General features: G+C 53.9%; 19 protein-coding genes. 9 read left to right on the top strand and 10 right to left on the bottom strand.

Annotated features, from left to right (window positions below):
* Positions 1-11: 11 nt before the first annotated feature.
* Positions 12-476, top strand: coding sequence for a hypothetical protein (locus VGH19_02540; protein HEY1170225.1), 465 nt, complete (start codon positions 12-14; stop codon positions 474-476).
* Positions 476-1,264: a LamG-like jellyroll fold domain-containing protein gene (locus VGH19_02535; GenBank protein HEY1170224.1), complete on the top strand. Its 789-nt coding sequence runs from the start codon at positions 476-478 to the stop codon at positions 1,262-1,264. Before VGH19_02540 ends, VGH19_02535 begins: the two co-directional genes overlap by 1 nt.
* Positions 1,265-1,283: 19 nt before the next feature.
* On the opposite strand, the gene VGH19_02530 is transcribed toward VGH19_02535, so the two are convergent.
* A complete protein-coding gene (locus tag VGH19_02530) occupies positions 1,284-1,634 on the bottom strand; it encodes a hypothetical protein (protein HEY1170223.1) in 351 nt (116 codons plus the stop codon).
* Between the two features lie 96 nt (positions 1,635-1,730).
* Between VGH19_02530 and VGH19_02525 the strand changes: the two genes are divergently transcribed.
* The gene (locus VGH19_02525; GenBank protein ID HEY1170222.1) at positions 1,731-2,618 is read left to right on the top strand and encodes a LamG domain-containing protein; all 888 of its coding nucleotides are present in this window, start codon (positions 1,731-1,733) and stop codon (positions 2,616-2,618) included.
* A gap of 37 nt (positions 2,619-2,655) precedes the next feature.
* Here VGH19_02525 and VGH19_02520 read toward each other — a convergent pair whose 3' ends face one another.
* Positions 2,656-3,789, bottom strand: coding sequence for an FkbM family methyltransferase (locus VGH19_02520; GenBank protein ID HEY1170221.1), 1,134 nt, complete (start codon positions 3,787-3,789; stop codon positions 2,656-2,658).
* 146 nt (positions 3,790-3,935) lie between these two features.
* Between VGH19_02520 and VGH19_02515 the strand changes: the two genes are divergently transcribed.
* Entirely contained in the window at positions 3,936-4,253 is a 318-nt protein-coding gene (locus VGH19_02515; protein ID HEY1170220.1) for a hypothetical protein, read from the top strand.
* Between the two features lie 71 nt (positions 4,254-4,324).
* On the opposite strand, the gene VGH19_02510 is transcribed toward VGH19_02515, so the two are convergent.
* Positions 4,325-5,233 carry a TIM barrel protein gene (locus VGH19_02510; GenBank protein HEY1170219.1) on the bottom strand — a complete coding sequence of 303 codons (909 nt, stop codon included), beginning with the start codon at positions 5,231-5,233 and terminating at the stop codon, positions 4,325-4,327.
* 188 nt (positions 5,234-5,421) lie between these two features.
* On the opposite strand from VGH19_02510, the gene VGH19_02505 reads away from it, so the two are divergent.
* Positions 5,422-5,775, top strand: coding sequence for a helix-turn-helix transcriptional regulator (locus tag VGH19_02505; protein ID HEY1170218.1), 354 nt, complete (start codon positions 5,422-5,424; stop codon positions 5,773-5,775).
* Positions 5,776-6,251: 476 nt separating this feature from the next.
* On the opposite strand, the gene VGH19_02500 is transcribed toward VGH19_02505, so the two are convergent.
* From VGH19_02500 to VGH19_02480, 5 genes are all read right to left on the bottom strand, one after another.
* On the bottom strand, positions 6,252-7,454 hold the full coding sequence (locus VGH19_02500) for a Fic family protein (protein ID HEY1170217.1): 1,203 nt from the start codon (positions 7,452-7,454) through the stop codon (positions 6,252-6,254).
* Positions 7,455-7,541: 87 nt separating this feature from the next.
* On the bottom strand, positions 7,542-8,822 hold the full coding sequence (locus VGH19_02495) for a hypothetical protein (GenBank protein HEY1170216.1): 1,281 nt from the start codon (positions 8,820-8,822) through the stop codon (positions 7,542-7,544).
* A gap of 197 nt (positions 8,823-9,019) precedes the next feature.
* On the bottom strand, positions 9,020-9,472 hold the full coding sequence (tnpA, locus tag VGH19_02490; GenBank protein HEY1170215.1) for an IS200/IS605 family transposase: 453 nt from the start codon (positions 9,470-9,472) through the stop codon (positions 9,020-9,022).
* Between the two features lie 168 nt (positions 9,473-9,640).
* On the bottom strand, positions 9,641-9,862 hold the full coding sequence (locus VGH19_02485) for an addiction module protein (protein HEY1170214.1): 222 nt from the start codon (positions 9,860-9,862) through the stop codon (positions 9,641-9,643).
* A gap of 39 nt (positions 9,863-9,901) precedes the next feature.
* The gene (locus VGH19_02480; GenBank protein HEY1170213.1) at positions 9,902-10,087 is read right to left on the bottom strand and encodes a hypothetical protein; all 186 of its coding nucleotides are present in this window, start codon (positions 10,085-10,087) and stop codon (positions 9,902-9,904) included.
* Positions 10,088-10,337: 250 nt separating this feature from the next.
* On the opposite strand from VGH19_02480, the gene VGH19_02475 reads away from it, so the two are divergent.
* The 4 genes from VGH19_02475 to VGH19_02460 all read left to right on the top strand — a co-directional run bounded on the left by VGH19_02475 (position 10,338) and on the right by VGH19_02460 (position 15,935).
* On the top strand, positions 10,338-11,897 hold the full coding sequence (locus VGH19_02475; GenBank protein HEY1170212.1) for a glucan biosynthesis protein G: 1,560 nt from the start codon (positions 10,338-10,340) through the stop codon (positions 11,895-11,897).
* Positions 11,898-11,901: 4 nt separating this feature from the next.
* Entirely contained in the window at positions 11,902-12,477 is a 576-nt protein-coding gene (locus VGH19_02470; protein ID HEY1170211.1) for a hypothetical protein, read from the top strand.
* A gap of 14 nt (positions 12,478-12,491) precedes the next feature.
* Complete coding sequence (gene mdoH, locus VGH19_02465; GenBank protein HEY1170210.1) at positions 12,492-14,642, top strand: glucans biosynthesis glucosyltransferase MdoH; 2,151 nt, start codon at positions 12,492-12,494, stop codon at positions 14,640-14,642.
* A 288-nt stretch (positions 14,643-14,930) separates the two neighbouring features.
* Positions 14,931-15,935: an aspartate-semialdehyde dehydrogenase gene (locus VGH19_02460; protein HEY1170209.1), complete on the top strand. Its 1,005-nt coding sequence runs from the start codon at positions 14,931-14,933 to the stop codon at positions 15,933-15,935.
* A 166-nt stretch (positions 15,936-16,101) separates the two neighbouring features.
* Here the strand turns inward: VGH19_02460 and VGH19_02455 are convergent, their stop codons facing one another.
* Positions 16,102-16,413: a hypothetical protein gene (locus VGH19_02455; GenBank protein HEY1170208.1), complete on the bottom strand. Its 312-nt coding sequence runs from the start codon at positions 16,411-16,413 to the stop codon at positions 16,102-16,104.
* Between the two features lie 118 nt (positions 16,414-16,531).
* Positions 16,532-16,714, bottom strand: coding sequence for a hypothetical protein (locus VGH19_02450; protein HEY1170207.1), 183 nt, complete (start codon positions 16,712-16,714; stop codon positions 16,532-16,534).
* Positions 16,715-16,947: the final 233 nt, after the last annotated feature.

Raw genomic sequence — 16,947 nt, 5'->3', positions numbered from 1 at the left:
AAAAAGAAAATATGCCTACAGAAATCAAAGATAAATTCGGCAGCTCCACAGCATTCACCATCACGCTCGCAAACCTGGCCACAGGTGTGGCGAAGCAATCGACCATCGTGGACAACACGACGGACCGCTTCACCCGCGTGATCGTCTACGCGAAGATCAAGCAGGGCTCGACACCCACGGGGAACCGCACCGTCACCGCGTACCTCATCCGTGATGACAACCACGGCACGAACCATCGCACGGATGGAGCGGGTGCCTCGGATGCGACCATCACCATCCAGAACGCGCAACTCATAGGCGTGATGAACAACAAATCCTCGCCGACTGCGGGCGATGTGCTCTACGGAGAATTCGTCATCGATAATCCGGGGCCGAAATGGGGCATCGCGATCCAGAACGACACCGGCGCGAATCTGGACAACACGGGCTCAAATCACTGGGTCCGCTACTTGGGCATCAACCCGGAGGCGCAATAATGAACGGTCCAAACTTGACCCGGGCCTTCGCCCGCAACGCCAGCGAATCCGCCTATCCCAACCTCTGGCAGGGACTCGTGGCCGCCTGGGCACCACCCGGCGCGCCACGCCACGCTACCCGGCTCTGGGACTACTCAGGGAACGGGAATCATGGCACCATCCGCAACGGCGCAAACTGGACCATCGGGAAAAACGGCCACGCGCTGAACTTCGACGGCACAGACGATGACGTCATCGGCGACACACCCGGAAAGAACTTTCCCGTAGGAAACCAAAGCCGGACAGTGAGCTGCTGGATCAAAGCGCCGTCATGGACGGGGGATAAAGGGTTGTTGCATTGGGGGCATAATGGGGAATTTCCAGCTGCCGCTAACTTCCATTTAGTTGCTGGGTCCGCTGGAAATATTTTGTGGGGCAACGGATTTGGCGATGGAATTTTGTCTGGAAGTATAAACTGTGCTGACAATAGGTGGCACTGCATTACGGGCATTTATTCATCCTCCACAAACTTAGCTACACTCTATGTTGATGGAAGAATAGACGCCACTGATTATCTTGAACAAGTCCCAAGTACTGGATCAAGTGATTATTGGCGCATAGCAAAATTTCTCAGCAATGCGGGAGCTTGGCCCGGACGTATCGAGGGAATTCTTCTGTATAACAGATTGCTCCTTCGGTCAGAGATACTTAGCATAGCCACGGGTGCGAGTCCTTTTTATTCAATGCCGTCAAAAATCTTATTGAAACCAAAGAAACAATCGCAATCGTTCGCTTACTTAGTTTGCTGAAAACCTTCTTTGTTGCCGATTAAGATTTCAGCCATGCTGTTGAGTTTGACCAGTCAATCCGTTTGCCATCAGCCGATAGATGACCTGTCAATCCTTTGTCCCATCCAGATCCTCCAACTACAACCATGCTGTTAGGCTTTACCATATGTGCCACCCCAATTGAACCCAATGGATTAACAACCAGCAAAACGCGGCCTTGTCTAAACACAGCGCAAATACGACCGTCTTCTCCAAACCATTCGCCTTCGAGAGAGACATCTTGAAGAGGTTTAGCTTTGGTTGCTGCAGTAGCTTTATTGGAAGCAAAAATTCCTAGTCCTAAAAGGACCGCATTCAGAATCCACCTTCTTTTTAATGCTTGGTTTTTCATTTTCTAAAGAAATTCCTATTTTTTCTTGCTATCTACGTCTACCGTAATTTATTTTCTACTAAACTATCTCCTAGGAGTCTATTCCTTTAAGCTTTTATGAAATTTGAGAAGGCGTTGTTTCAAACATTTGGCTGTATTCTACTCATTTCAAGTGTTGCAACTACCTCTTTGCATGCAGTTCCGACCGATGTTCCAAGCGGTTTGGTCGCGTGGTGGAATGGCAATGATAATTCAGAAGATTCGACGTTGAATCAGCTTGATGCTTCATGGCTGGGAACTCCTGCTTATGTGAATGGCAAAGTAGGTCGAGCTTTTGATGTTCGCGCCTCCGCTTTGTCCGTTCCTCACAGTAGCTTGGTAAGTTTTGCGCCCGGTAGCCATGCCACATTTGAATTTTGGGCTTATCGTACCTCAAGCGACTTACCGTTTCACATTTTCGGAAAACGAGCAGGAGCTTGTCCTACGATACAAATCAACTATCAGTTGGGTGTTGATAACACTTTGCCTGCCGTCCCGCTCAATGAGTGGGTTCATTGGGCAGCAGTATTCGATGCTTCGGGTATCACTTGGTACGCAAATGGTGCAGTCTATAAGAGCTTTCCAGGCGCTACATTTGGTGCTCAAAACACGGCTGACCTACGATTGGGCACCTCTGGGGTTTGTGAGGCATTTGACGGCTATATTGACGAATTTTCTATCTACAACCGTGGGCTTACTTTGCAAGAAATTCAGAGCATTTATCAGGCCGGATCGGGAGGAAAACGACAAATTCAAGCGTCAGCTGAGGTGTATGCTGGCATAACCTTGCAAGCTGGCGTTGGCACCTCTTGCTTTATACAGTATGCTGAGAGTCTCAATGAGCCGGTTCAGTGGATTACTCTGACTAACATCGCATCGATACCATCCAGCCCCTATTTTTTTGTTGATCGTACATCCAGCGCGAAGGTGAAGCGCTTTTATAGGGTTATTTCGTCACAAAACTGAGCTGTCAGCATTGTGAAATAGCTGGGGTTAACTTATTCTAGTCGTATTGGTCCTCTATCGAGGCACCGTATGGTCTCCCAGCTTTTCCAGTCCATCGCAAAGCTGATGAGCAAAATCTCCCAAGCCGCTGTTTTAGATAAAACTTTGCATGCTCTCTTGTTGGTTTAACTAAACAAAAAACAAGATAAACCAACAAAGCGAAAGCTGCCCCCATGGCTAGCCACAGAATGACAAAGCACGATTTGTCCACCGAATTTCTTATACTTTGTTCACAGTTGCTAACATTAGCTTCATTTACGAGTTTTTTGTCTTTGACCGTTTCAACGATTTCTAAAGCATAGTCGTGGCAGCCGTGTGCAAGAAGGATGACAGTGAAGTGAATTAAAAGAATTTCCCGGTTTTCAATGGAAATACTTTCCATCCTTTTAATGAATGGTTCTTTTGCCAAGAAAAACACAGCATCGCCCCATATTAGCTGGGGTTGCGAGGTATACCCAAACAATCCATTATTTCGAATCCATTGAACTTTCCCCAAAGTAAATAGCGCGAATCCTTTACTCCTAAGGTGTTTATTAACATCCCATAATTCTGGACAGCCAACCCAAAGTGGTCGGAGCACCGCTTCAGTTCTGATTCCTAGTACACTCGACAAAATTGTCCCTTCGGCTCCTTTCATAACTTCCAAATCGCCGCCTTCGACATCTATTTTCAAAAAATGAGGAGTCAGTCCTTCCTTCCCCTTTGTTTCCAAACAGGCGTCGAGCGTACTTACTTCAATCTCAATTTGTTTGACTACTTGGGAACCTAGCTGAATCAAATAATCATCGAAGACCTCCCGGTTTATTTTGCACAACGAAGATGAATCTGGATGTGCTGTAATGTACAGGGGCATTTTGTCTCGCCGTGACCATAAACCTATTGGGAAATTGACAGTGTTATCAGGACTATTCGATTCCGAACGAGTATTCGGTTCGAAAGTGATGAATTGGGTCAAATCGCTTATAGTTAGCCAGCGATCTTCCGGTCCGTCTGCGCTGCCCACATCAGCTATCCGCAACTTGTCATTCTTGAGGCGACTAACCAAATCTCGGGTTAATGCAATCCTATGGTTCGGCCAGACTCGTCGGTCAAAAGCTTTTGCAGCCAATACTAGTTTTGTTACGAGACTCATGTTAGTCTTCTAATTGCGGAGTTGCCCACGCCGGGTGCATCGGCTACTCTTTTAAAGTCTCCTTAAAATTCTGTTAAGAATAAGGTTGGACTTTTTTAATGTTGCCTTTTTGAAAGAGTCTAACGAAGAAAGACTTCATCACCCCTATGATCATCCAAGTCGACAAATGGCATCTGCTTCCCGAGCCGGATGCCGGCTGTTCCCTCTCCTACGAGGTGCAGCTTGAGAATGCCCAGCTCGCTCGTTTGAATGTGGTTGCCCTTATCAACCCCTTCCAGGCCGGTCCGCCCACGCCGGAGATCTACGTCTACTGCGAGATGCCTGGCGAGCGTTTTACCCAGGGTGACCCCGTACGCCGCTGGATTTCCCGTCCCCCGCACGCCGCCTGCGAGTGGAGCCGGGTGGATCTGCCCGATAAACTGACCAAGGAGATTCATACGTTGCTCAGTCCGACTGTGGCTTAATCCATCCCTTCTGTCCCCCAAAATCTTTATCAGCCGGTTCACCCGTTGAGGGGATAGGATGTCGCCGCAGTTTACTTGAGTGCTGCCGCCAGTTTTTCCAAGCCAGCCAGATTCCCCTTCAGCGCCACCTCCGCATCCAGTTCCGTCCGGTGGTTGAGGATGCCCACCGGCCCTTGCCATCCGCTGGCTTTCACCGTTTTCAGCATCGCCAGCTCCTCCGTTCCTTCGCCCACAGTCAGTATCTTCTTTCCCGCTTTATCTCCGCCCGGGATCATCCCGTTTATATTCAGAGCCAGCAAATGCGGCTTCATCAACGCCATCAATTCCGGGAACCGCGCGATGTGCTCGTGCCCATGGTGAAAGTTATAAACGATGCCGACGTTTGGAAGGTTCAGTTCCTTGATGATTGCCACCTGATTCTCCGGCTCCCCGAACCAACCGCCGTGATTATACAGCGCCACTTTGCAACCCAGCCTGCCTGCCGCCTCGGCGATCGGTCGGATGCGGTTTGCCTCCGCCACCACCCGCTGTCTCTGCTCCTCCTCGTTCTTCGTGGCCGCCCCGCCGCCCGTGATCCAGAGCTGCGGCATGATCTTGTGCCTCTCGATCACGCCCAGGATCTTCTTAGCCTCCTCGTTCAATGACCCCGGGAACCACCACGCCGTCACCTCGATCCCGTGCTTCTTCATCGTCTCCACCTCCAGGTCGAAGGTCGGCACATGCTCCGCGCGATAATCATACGCCAGCCGCCTGATCTGCAGCCGCTCCAGCATCTCGGCACGTTGCAGCGAATCCCGCTTCTTCGCGTCAAATGGCACGATGCACCACGCCACCAGATTACTCCGGGCAAAGATATTTGCCCTGGTTGAACCGCCATCTTCCGCACCCCTCACTGACAGCACGCCGGCAGCGCATAACAGTGCCGTCGTGACAACGGGCAGCAAAGTAACCCAGAACGGTCGTTTTCTCAGTGGGATCATGCTCGCTTCTTACCATTTGAAGGCCATTGATTGCCAGCGCAGAAGTTTGATTTAGAGCTGAAAGTCCTTATAATTCGCCGGTTTTCGGCATTAACCCAGACACGAAGGAAAACGGCGCTTGATTTTTGCAAGATTCTCATTATTAGGTGTTTTCGTAGAATTCGCCGCCCACTTAGGGGAAGCAGCCTATGAAAAAACTGCGCCGGAGACGGTCATTAAAGAACAAGCGGGGATGGTTGCGCCTGGCCAAGGAAGCCCGTTTTAACGCCTCCCGGCTCGCCAAACTATGTGGCATCACTCTGCGCCAGTTGGAGCGTCAGGCTCAGCAGACCCTCGGCTGCACCCCGCAGACCTGGTTGGACGAGCAGCGCATGGTGGCTGCCCAATTGCTGCTCCGCGAGACAGATACCGTTAAAGAAGTCGCATTCCGCTTGGGTTACACCCAAGCATCTCACTTTTGCCGCCAGTTCAAGCAATACTACGAGCTTACCCCCACGCAATTCATCCTGCAGTGCGAACGCCTCGATCGCGACGGTCCGTAAGTATCCCTATGACCTGTTTGTCAACGCGCCACGTCGCTTTTGGAGCACAAATGTCGCTGTGAGATAACAAATGTCGCAGTTAGATAATCTCTTGCCGTTGTCCTGACCTTCTTCCTTCGCCACTCTTCCCGTGCGTCCCCCAATAAAGGAACAACGCATGAAGCACAAATCTGTAAACAGTTCCTGCCGCCTGCACGAGTTTTCTTCATGCCGTTGTACGCCCATTTTTTATGTTCGTTGTGGTACCGCACTTCCACGCGGGCTGCATACTGACGTCAGGGAGACCCCGTACCGGCGGTGATGGAGTAATCCCCATCCCTCCCCACTCCATCACCGCCGGCCGGGGACATTTTCAAAATAAGAACCGCGACCCCGTGCAGGTCGCGGTTTGGTTTTGCTGCACCCCTTATGGATAAGTCATTCCCCGCCCTTCACCCTATTTCAAGAGCGCTCCAAAATGGTGTCAGTATTTACAACTAGGGATCCTCCTGTGGAATCAAGCTGGCCGGTTCTTCGAGAATTTTCAGCAAAGCTTCGGCGCAATATGCCCGGTCGCGTTTCCCTTCGCTGGTTTGCTTCACGATACCGTGTTTTTCCAGTTGAGCGATGGCCCGGGCCGCTGTGTTATAAGCTAGGTTCAGTTTTTGCTCGGCTCCGCGCGGTGTTATGAACGGGTTTGCCCCCAAATGATCGAGCAATTGCAGCGCGACTTTGGTGCCCGTTTTGCCCGCCAATTGTTTACGCCAATTTTCCAGGATTGTGTTCAGTCTCACCGTCCGGCTCAGGGCATCCTCCGACTGACGGGCCACGCCGTTGAGAAAGTAACGCAGCCAGCCGTCCCAATCTCCCTTTTCAGAAATATTCCGAAGTCCGGCGTAATAATCCGCCCGCGTGGCTTCAAAGAAAGCGGAGAGATAAAGTAAAGGCGTTTGCAGAATCCCGCGCTCGCAGAGCTGGAGCGTGATCAGCAGTCGCCCCACGCGACCATTACCATCCAGAAAAGGGTGGATGGCTTCAAATTGGTAATGTGTCAAAGCAATATGCACCAACGGGGGGAGTGTCCGGTCATGTAAAAAACGTTCCCATGCTGCCAGATACTCTCCCAAGACATCCGGGGGCGGCGGTACATAGGCAGCTTGATTCAAGGTTTCCCCGGCCTTGCCGATCCAGTTTTGTGAACGCCGGAATTCACCGGGCGTGGCGTGCTTGCCGCGCACGCCGGTCATAAGCCGTTCATGCAATTCCCGAACCAGTCGGAGTGAAAGCGGCAGGGTCTGGAGCCGCTCCATCCCGAACTCCATAGCGGTCACATAATTGGCCACTTCGCTCAAATCTTCCGGACTGCGTTCCACTGCTGCTCCTGCTTCCGCTGCCAGCAATTCACCCAAGGTGGCTTGAGTACCTTCAATCCGGCTGGATAACACGGCTTCCCGGCGAATGAAGGGGCGCAACAAAACATGCGGGCTAGGCAACCGCTTCCCTTCCCCTGCCAACTTTCCAATCAGCAGAGAAGCATCCGCTAAAGCTGATGCTAAGGCGGGCGTCCAATTTATTTCCGGCGGCAAAGGATTTGGATGAAATGCTCGATAGCCTTCCAAGGTCTTGATCCAGCGCCCCGATGACTCTTCTGGTTTTGATGCCATGAAATAAGATATGCCTATTATTTCATAAAATGGCAATAAATTGAAATAACAGAACTCTTGATTTCATTTCAACTCCTTGAAACGCATGTTGTTTCATTTTTGATTTAAAAATTGAAACAGCAGTTAAACTTCCCACCTTTCCTTGGCCCGCACCTCCACCAGCCCCTCTCCCTCATACCACACCACCCCCGCGAGCCCATGTGAGAACCTCGTCTCCCACGGCAGATGATACGCCCCCGCCTCCAGCCATAGCAACCGATCCCCCACGCGAATACTCTCCGGCAATGGCCGCCGCGCCAGCTTGTCGAACGCCATACACGTCGGCCCATTCACCGTCGTCATGATCTTGCGACCTTTGCGTTCGGGCAAAGAAAGCAGCTCATGCGCCTCCCAATTCGACACCAGCGCATTCATCGTCCGCCCCCCATCGCAAATGAGATTGCGGACGGAGCGCGACTCTCCGAGTCGCAGCAACTCCCGCGAACTCTCAGGCTTAGAATCCAACGGAATTTCCCGCAAGCCACTCACCTTCTCATCTAACACCGTCACCACCAGCACCCCGCTCCGCGCACTGAACCACCGCCCATTCTCCAACCAAATCTCTTCCGCAGACGGAAACCACTTCAACACCTCCGCATACAACTTCGCCATGTCGTGCAGACTGAAATCCTCATCTACAAATTTGCCGCCGAAACCGATCACATGCTCCGGCGGAAACCCACCACCACAATCGATGAAACGCGGTGCCAACGCATGCTCCGCACACACCGCCCGCACCTCCGCCAACGCCTTCCGATAATTCGCCGCCCCCGCCACATTCGTCCGCAAATGAAAATGCAACACCTCCACCGGCAACTTGTGCCGCTTCAATATCTTTAACGCCGCAGCAACGTCTCCCTCTCCCAGTCCGAACTGCGTCGGAAACTCCGGCGTCTCCGGATCATACTCCTCGCTCGTCCGCAGTCGCAGACCCACGCGCCATTTCAATTTCTTCGCGAGCGGTGCCAGTGCTTTCACCTCATTCAGCGAATCGAAATTCACCCACAACCCCTCCACCGCACACGTCGGCAACCACCGATGCTTCGCCGGGCCATTCACCAAGATGCGCTCTGCTGTGAATCCCTCTGCCAACGCCGCGCGAAACTCAAACTCGCTCACCACTTCGATCGGCCGACCCAGCTTCTGCCACCACTGCAACATCGGCCGCAACGGCTGCGTCTTGCACGAGAGCCAATGCTTCACGGGCAAATGCCCAAACGCTGCATCCAGTTCCCCCCAAGCCTCCTTCAAAGGCTCCACGGAAAAGATATAGCACGGCGTCGGATACCCTGCCTGCAACGCCTTCTTCACCAGCGAACGCCAGAAGCGCAAAACCTCAGGTGGGTGATGGAAACGCGGACTCATGTCTTCCTTAAAGATTGACGAGAAACAGTCTCTCCGTCCATCCAGCAAAAATCATCCGCAATTGGTTCCCGCCCGGTAGCGCCGTAGGCACGCCCCGTCCTCGTAGTGCCAGAGGCACGACCCGATGGTAGACGTGGACGAAGTCCACGGTTAATGCCCCAAGATCCCGCGTCACGTAGTGACGCATGATTCAAGCCTCAATCGAAAACATACCGTTCATCATAATCAATCTCATGCTTGCGCAGAAACGCCAGATACTCTTCCTGAAAGGTTCTGGTTTTATGATGTTCCCTTTGACCCTCCACATAGGCGATGACTTCCGGAAGCAACGATTTGCTCACGGCAAAAGCGGCATAACCATCTTGCCAGCCAAATCCTTTCATCCCGGGAAATGTATTATGAACCCAACCGGAAGAACCGGTTTTCAAAAGCTTAAGCGCCTGACTGATCGCCACTGTGGGATGCACGCCTAACACCAGATGCACATGATCTTCCACGCCACCGATCTTTAACGGCGTCATTTTATTTTCATTTGCGATGCCGCCTAAATAAGACCATATGCGTTGCTCAATCTCTGGAGGGATCCAACGTTCGCGAAGCTTGGTGCTGAAGATGATGTGGTAGTGCAGAGATGTGTAGGTATTGGCCATGATGTGCTCCTGCCCACAGGTTGAAGAAGTAACATCTGGTGTCAATCACCGCGTCACTACGTGACGCGAGGATTTGATAACTGCTTACCGTGGACTTCGTCCACGGCTACCATCGGGTCGTGCCTCTGGCACTAAAAGCAGGAGCAACTGCTGGATGGTATTCCAGCCTCATGAACGGACACGTGCCATCAACTCTGAATGCGTCAACGGTGTGACTTTGCCCGATTCAATCTCTGCATCGCGCGATTGAGCCAAAGCCACCAAATCTTCTTCTGAAGTTTGGGGACTGCAATCAGGGTCGGTCAGGCTTTCCCAAATCGTTTCAGCCAACAACGCCCGGTCACGCGGTGACAGGCGTAAAGCTTCTTGGGCGATTTGTTCTATGCTCATGAAAGAAAAGATAAGCGGTTTTCGATGTTATCCAATTTCTTAGTTCACCAAAAGAACTTCAAGCTGGCGTTTGACTTCCTCGTGCGGGATGATATCTCCACGCTCTACATCATCCAAGCCTTTGCGTATCGCTGATAAGTATTCCAACCGACTGGAGATATCCTCCAAGCTCGATTCTTCCGGCAGATTGCGAATGGTCTCGAGAGCCAGTTCCTTATCGCTCATGCCAATACCATGCCCGGAAGGTTTGGGATTTGCAACTCGTCAACCGGCGAGCCTTTCCATTTGAAAAGGCGTTGGAAGACAGTCTGAAAGTTTGATTTAAAAACTCACAATCCACACCGACCTATCCAATATCCACTTCTCTTAGTTGATATTTCTTTTAACTAAGTTAATCCGAAGGGGGCTTGCAAAGTGCCGAGGCTGTTATACCGTTCCGCGCCTGTTTGCCCCGCTTGGGGTCAGGCAAAAGAAGATGAAATGCAGTGTTTTAGCGTGGTTTTTGGTCGGATTATGCTTCGCCGGGCAACTGGCTGAGGCAGCGCAATCCGTCCAGTTGGACCTTGATTACGTGGCGAAGCGGGCGGAAGAGCGGGCGCTTAAGCCTTTCCGTTCCCCCCGTGCCGAGCTGCCGGCAGTGCTGCGTGACCTGACCTACGATACCTACCGGGAAATCCAATTTCGGTCCGACCGCGCCCTTTGGGGGGCAGACAAGCTGCCGTTCCGGGTCGAGTTCTTTCACCCTGGCTATATCTACCAGGAGCCGGTGCATGTGAACGAGTTCTCGGCCACGCATGTGCAGAATATCCGTTTCGTGCAGGATTTCTTCAATTACCGGAATTCCAAGCTGGAGAACCAAGTCCCGGCTCGGACAGGGTATGCTGGGTTCAAGGTCCTCTATCCGGTGAACTCACCGAATAAAATGGATGAACTGGGTTCTTTCTTGGGCGCCAGTTACTTTCGTTTGTTAGGGGCAGGCCAGCGTTATGGTCAATCAGCCCGCGGTCTGGCGTTGGATTCCGGTGAGACGGATCGCCCGGAGGAATTCCCGATCTTCACGGATTGGTGGCTGGGCAAGCCCGAAGCTGGCAGCAAAGAACTGGTCCTCTACGCCGTCTTGGACAGCGTGAGCTGCACGGGTGCCTACAAGTTCCGTATCGTGCCCGGAGAGACGACAGTCGCAGATATCGAAGCCGTCCTCTACATCCGCAAGCCAGACCTGATCAAGGCGGCTGATGCCAGCAAAAAACCGTTGAAGACTATCGGCATGGCCCCGCTCACTAGCATGTTCTGGTTCGGCAAGAACTCAGAGCGCAAGTTCGATGATTACCGCCCCGAAGTGCATGACTCCGATGGCTTGCTGATCAAATCGACCACCGGCGAGACGTTGTGGCGTCCCTTGAACAACGCCTCCGTGATGCGCCATCAGGCGTTTGCCTTGCCCGGTTTGCGCGGCTTCGGCCTGCTCCAGCGCGAGCGGAACTACCAGAACTACCAAGATCTCTTTAACTACTACCAACAGGTTCCGAGCGTGTGGATTCAGCCGCATAGCGATTGGGGTGAGGGCGAGGTGCATCTGCTGGAGTTGAGTACGAATTACGAGGGCTTGGATAATATCGTGGCGTTCTGGAATCCCAAGAAGATGCCTAAACCCATGGAGCCGTTCAGGTTCGGTTACCGCATGAAGTGGACGCGGGAGACGGATCAGAAGCTCTCGGAGAACATCGTTTTGAACACGCGTATCGGTGCCGATGGGCCGAACCCCAAGTGGCGTCAGATCGCGATCGATTTCGGCGGACCGAAGCTCAAGGACATCCCGGAGAACGATGCGCCGAAAGCCATCGCCAGTTGCAGCGCGAACGCGGTTATCACGGACAACCAGGTTTTCAAGAACCCCTTTGATAATACGTGGCGCGTGGTATTGAAGATGGAGCCGAAAGCGGGCAATAAGGAGCCAGTGGACATTCGTTGCACTCTCAAACACCGCGACCAGGTGGTGAGTGAAACGTGGACCTACCACTGGAGCCCGCCCTAAACCCATGGACCTAACCCAGTTCGCGCACCCGCCCGGACAGCTTGCTGGCCGGACGCTGGAAGAATGGAACTCTGCCTACGCCAAGGTGGAGAGCTATTTCCATGCTTTGCGCATCCAGAACAAGGTGTTGCTCGGCCAACTGGTCATCCATGTCATCGAGCGGGCGATGCATCGCGCGCCAAAGGAGCCACAACGCAGCGCCACTGAGATCGCCGCCGAAGAGATGGACAAGCTGGTGACCACATGGTTCGCCGAAGTGCTGCAAGAGCAACCGACGAACGTGGACCAGCAACTCTCCACCCGTGGACGGTTATCACTCCTCCTCGCGGACATGCCGGGCAAGTGGCAGGATCAGTTCCTGCGTCCAGGACCTTGGCCGGAAGAGTTTGTCACAGCGATGCGTGAGACGTACCTGCGTGCAGGTCCGGATTTCCAATTGTCCAAGATGGTGCCGCGTCCGCTGGACTTGGGACCGATCGCCACGCTGGATAGCTTCAGCCGCTTGCCTTACTTCAAGATGTTCTCGGTGTGGATCCTGTTCTGGATCGCGCTGATCGTCATCTTCATCCTGACCCACTGAGAGGGGTTTCATTCATGAGTCCTGCTGCCAATCAGCCGAATCCGACTATCATTTCCCAGCCGCGCGTGCGGCGGGGACATCGTGTTTTCTTTTTCTATTCTTCGGCGCTGTTGCTCACAGGTTTTGTCTCCTGGTTGTTCGCGGACCTGATGTGGCGGACGGATTGGTCCATCAGCAAGACCATCTTGCTCGCGTTGTTCACCATCCTCTTCTTGCTGTGCAGCATAGGATGTATGAACGCCATCTTCGGCTTCTTCATCCGCCTGATTGGCGATAACAGCCGCCTCACGCAGTTGAACGACTACCGTTCGCACGACATCAAGGGCATCAGCACGGCGATTGTTTTCCCGATCTATAATGAAGACGTGGCGCGCGTGTATGAACGTCTGCGCGCAGCGTATCGTTCCCTGCAAAAGGCCGGTGAGATCGAGCACTTCGACTTCTACATCCTGAGTGATTCCACGAACCCGGATAAATGGGTGGAGGAAGAGAAACGTTGGCTGGACCTCGCGCGTGATCTGGATGCCATCGGCAAGATCAATTACCGCCGCCGCGTGAACAACGAGGCGAAGAAGAGCGGTAACATCCATGACTTCCTGACGAATTGGGGCCGTCGCTATCGTTACTTCATCGTGTTCGATGCGGACAGCATCATGCGCGGTGCGACCATCCTGGACATGGTGCGCCTCATGGAAGTGAACCCGGAAGTGGGCCTCATTCAGACCGTGCCTGCGTTGGTAAATGCGGAATCGCTCTTCGGCCGTATCCAGCAATTTGCCAATCGCCTGTATGCACCGATCTTCATCTCCGGCCTGAATTATTGGTCGCAGAATTTCGGCAATTACTGGGGGCATAATGCGATCATCCGCACGGAGCCGTTCATCCAGTTCTGCGACCTGCCGCATCTGCCGGGCCGCAAGCCGTTCGGTGGGCAAATCCTCAGCCATGACTTCGTAGAGGCTGCACTGATGCTGAAGGAGAACTGGCAGATTTGGTTCGCGTATGACTTGGAAGGCAGCTACGAGGAAGCGCCCCAGGACATGATCGAGAACGCGCAACGCGATCGCCGCTGGTGCCAGGGTAACATGCAGCATGCGATGGTGGTGTTCGCTAAAGGTCTGCGCGGAGTGAGCCGGATCCATCTGCTCATGGGCATCTTCGGTTATCTCTCCAGCCCGCTGTGGTTGCTGTTCCTGCTCACGTTCAATTTCATTTTGTGGTCGCGGGAATTGTCCGGTCTCTCGGATATCACTGTGCATGCGTTCACACCGTTCTTGAAGGTGGACGGGATGCAGCACGCGTTCCTCATCTTCGGCATCTGCATGACGGTGATTTTCCTGCCGAAGGTGCTCGCGCTCATCGATCTTGCACGGGATAAGCAACGTGCCTTGGCCTTCGGCGGAATGCGCCATGCCATCACCAGTGCGATCGTGGAAACGACTTTTTCTTCGCTCCAAGCGCCCTTGCAGATGTTGTGGCACTCGAAGTTTGTGACCACGATTTTGTTCGGCATCGGGGTGAATTGGGGCACGCAAAACCGTGGTTCCGATGGCATCTCGTGGGCGCATGCGGTGCGGAATCATTGGGCGCATACGGCCATCGGTTTGGTGTGGGGTTATGCGGTGTGGCGCTTGGATCAGCCGACGTTCTGGTGGTTCGCGCCAGTGTGCGCAGGCATGGTGATCTCCATTCCCATGAGTGTCTTCACGAGCCGGGCGACATGGGGTGAGCGCGCGCGCACATCCGGCCTGTTCATGACGCCGGAAGAGATTTTGCCGCCACCCGAGATCAAGCGTCTGCGCGAGCGGATGAAGGCGCTGGATGAATCGGGTTCCGGTGAGCCTTTCGCGAGCGGTTCGGGATTGGCCATCGCGGTGATTGATCCGTATGTGAACGCCATCCACGTCTCGCTGCAACGGGAGAAGTGGCTGAACCCGCAGTATGCGGAGATGCTCGCGCAGATCGGTGTGGCGCGGCCCGAGGTGCGTGAATACGGCGAGAAGCTTTTGGCGGAAGGACCGGATGCGTTGAAGCCTGCCGAGCGGATGCTGGTGCTGGCGGATTCCCGCGTGATGTCCTGGCTGCATCATCAAGTGTGGCAGCGACCGAATGAAACGCTGGCGCCTTGGTGGCAGAAGGCGATCCGGAAATACGCGCGGAATTGATACAATGTGCTGCCGGATTCCAGCCGGCAGTAAAGGGCATGGATGACGTCTGGGGTTATATAAATCAAAAGCTGGTTTGTGAGTCACCGCCAGGTCAGTGCTTAAACAATGTGTTACGGCGGACCTCTTCTTACTGCCGGCTGGAATCCGGCAGCACGGACGCAGTGCTTCGTCGTTGCGTGCAGAGTTGCTTGAGTTTTTCTCCGTTTTTGCCCTCATTGACACTCTGCCCGCCGTGGGTATAGTTGCCGCCCTTTGTTTAGTTAGATTAGTCAGTTTGTATCGTATATGAACCGGAATCCGCATGTAGCCGTGGTCGGTGCGACGGGAGCCGTCGGCATCGAGATGATCAAGACGCTGGAGCGTCGCAATTTTCCTGTGGGGAAATTGACGTTGCTCGCTTCTGCCCGTTCTGTGGGCAAAACCCTGACCTTCAAGGGTCAAGAGATCACGGTGACCGAACTGACTAAAGACTCTTTCAAGGGCATCGACATCGCCCTGTTCAGCGCGGGTGGCAGCATCTCGAAGGAATTCGCTCCGGCAGCGGTGGCGGCGGGTTGCGTGGTGGTGGATAACTCCAGCGCCTTCCGCATGGATGACTCGGTGCCGCTGGTGGTGCCTGAAATCAATGCCGCCGATGTGAAGAAGCACAAGGGCATCATCGCCAATCCGAACTGCACGACGGCCATCACCTTGATGGCGCTGTATCCGTTGCATCAGGCGTTCGGCGTGAAGCGCGTGTTCGCCTCCAGCTACCAGGCCGTGTCCGGCACGGGCGCGAAGGCGATCGAGGAATTGAAGAATCAGGTGGACCAGATCGTGGCCGGAGAAACGGTGACGAAGGAAGTCTATCCGCATCAGATCGCTTTCAACGTGTTGCCGCAGGTGGATTCATTCCTGCCGACGGGTTACACGAAGGAAGAGATGAAGATGGAGAACGAAGGCCGCAAGATCATGCATCACGAAGGTTTCCGCGCGAGCGTGACCTGCGTGCGTGTGCCGGTCTATCGCGCCCACTCCGTCGCGGTCAGCGCCGAGTTCGAGAAGCCGGTGACGGTGGAAGCCGCCCGTGCTGTGCTGGCGAAGGCGCCGGGTCTGGACATCGTGGATAATCCAGAGAAGAAGGAATATCCGCTGCCGCTGTATGTGGCGGAGAAGGACAACTGCCAAGTGGGCCGTCTGCGTATGGATTGCGCACTGGATAACGGCCTGTGCTTCTGGGTGGTGGGTGACCAACTCCTGAAGGGTGCGGCTTTGAACGCCGTGCAGATCGCTGAAGAGTTGATCAAGTAAGCTGTTTTTAAATAATTCGAGAGCCCCGGTTTGAGTGATCAGACCGGGGCGTCTTTTTTTTGCTGAGGGATGAGTTTCCTAGTGGGCTGGAGGGCAGGGCCCCTAACCGCTTCAGGGCTGGGTCCGCTGCACCACGACAAACCGATTGTCGGGGCGGGGCGAAGGGTTAGGCCATGTCTTTGTGGGATTCATCTCCATCGTCGCCCGGATACTCTGACAAAAATAACGACATGCCAAGGTCTGCCATCGTCCGCATCATCTCGGGAGGAAGGGCCGCGCCACCTCCGGTAGCATCCTCCCGGAGCGTAAAGCCAATGTCTGCAACATACTGATCTGCCTTGAGGGTGGCGCGATGCTCCCGCAGCCATGCTTCAAGCGCCTCGGCCTGATCTGGCAGCCGCCAATTGCCGTCGCACAACCAGGCGATGCGCTCGTTCTTTTCTCCCTCAGGCCTCACCCGGTAGATGTTCACAGGCATGATGTGCGAAGTGAAAGGTTGGGATTGTGATGGGAGCGTGATGGCCGGGTTCGCTTCGGCCTAGGCCCAGTTTTGGCCTGACTCGTCAGCGTATGGCGGCGGCGCGGGTTTCATGTGACTAAATCCAAGCACGATCATGTTCCTGCAGGTGCAGCGCTGCAAGCTCGGTGAGTGCCTTGCCCAAGCCAAACGAAGCTCCGGAATCTGGGTCTGACTCGCAGAGATAAAATCCGAGGCGCACGTAATCTACGCGGTGGTCGCGCCGCAGCGTGCGAATGGTCTCAGCCAACTCGGTAGTCATCGGCTGTGTGCAATACACGACATCGCTCAGATACGAAACGGGATATCGACGAACGACAATTGGAGTGTCTGATTTCACAGTGCGTGTAGTCCGCCTAACGACCCAAGCTCAGCGACCCGGCACGCGGGACGCAACGATTGCCAACCGCGACGCCATGCCGGGTTCGCTGCAGCGCATGGTTAGGCCACAAGGTCGTCATCTCTCTAACTCCTGCTTCAACTCCAACGGCTCAA

Source organism: Verrucomicrobiia bacterium (assembly GCA_036405135.1).
GTDB lineage: Bacteria > Verrucomicrobiota > Verrucomicrobiia > Limisphaerales > JAEYXS01 > JAEYXS01.
Note: the sequence above shows the minus strand (reverse complement) of the source record. Positions and strands in the feature narration are given on the sequence as shown.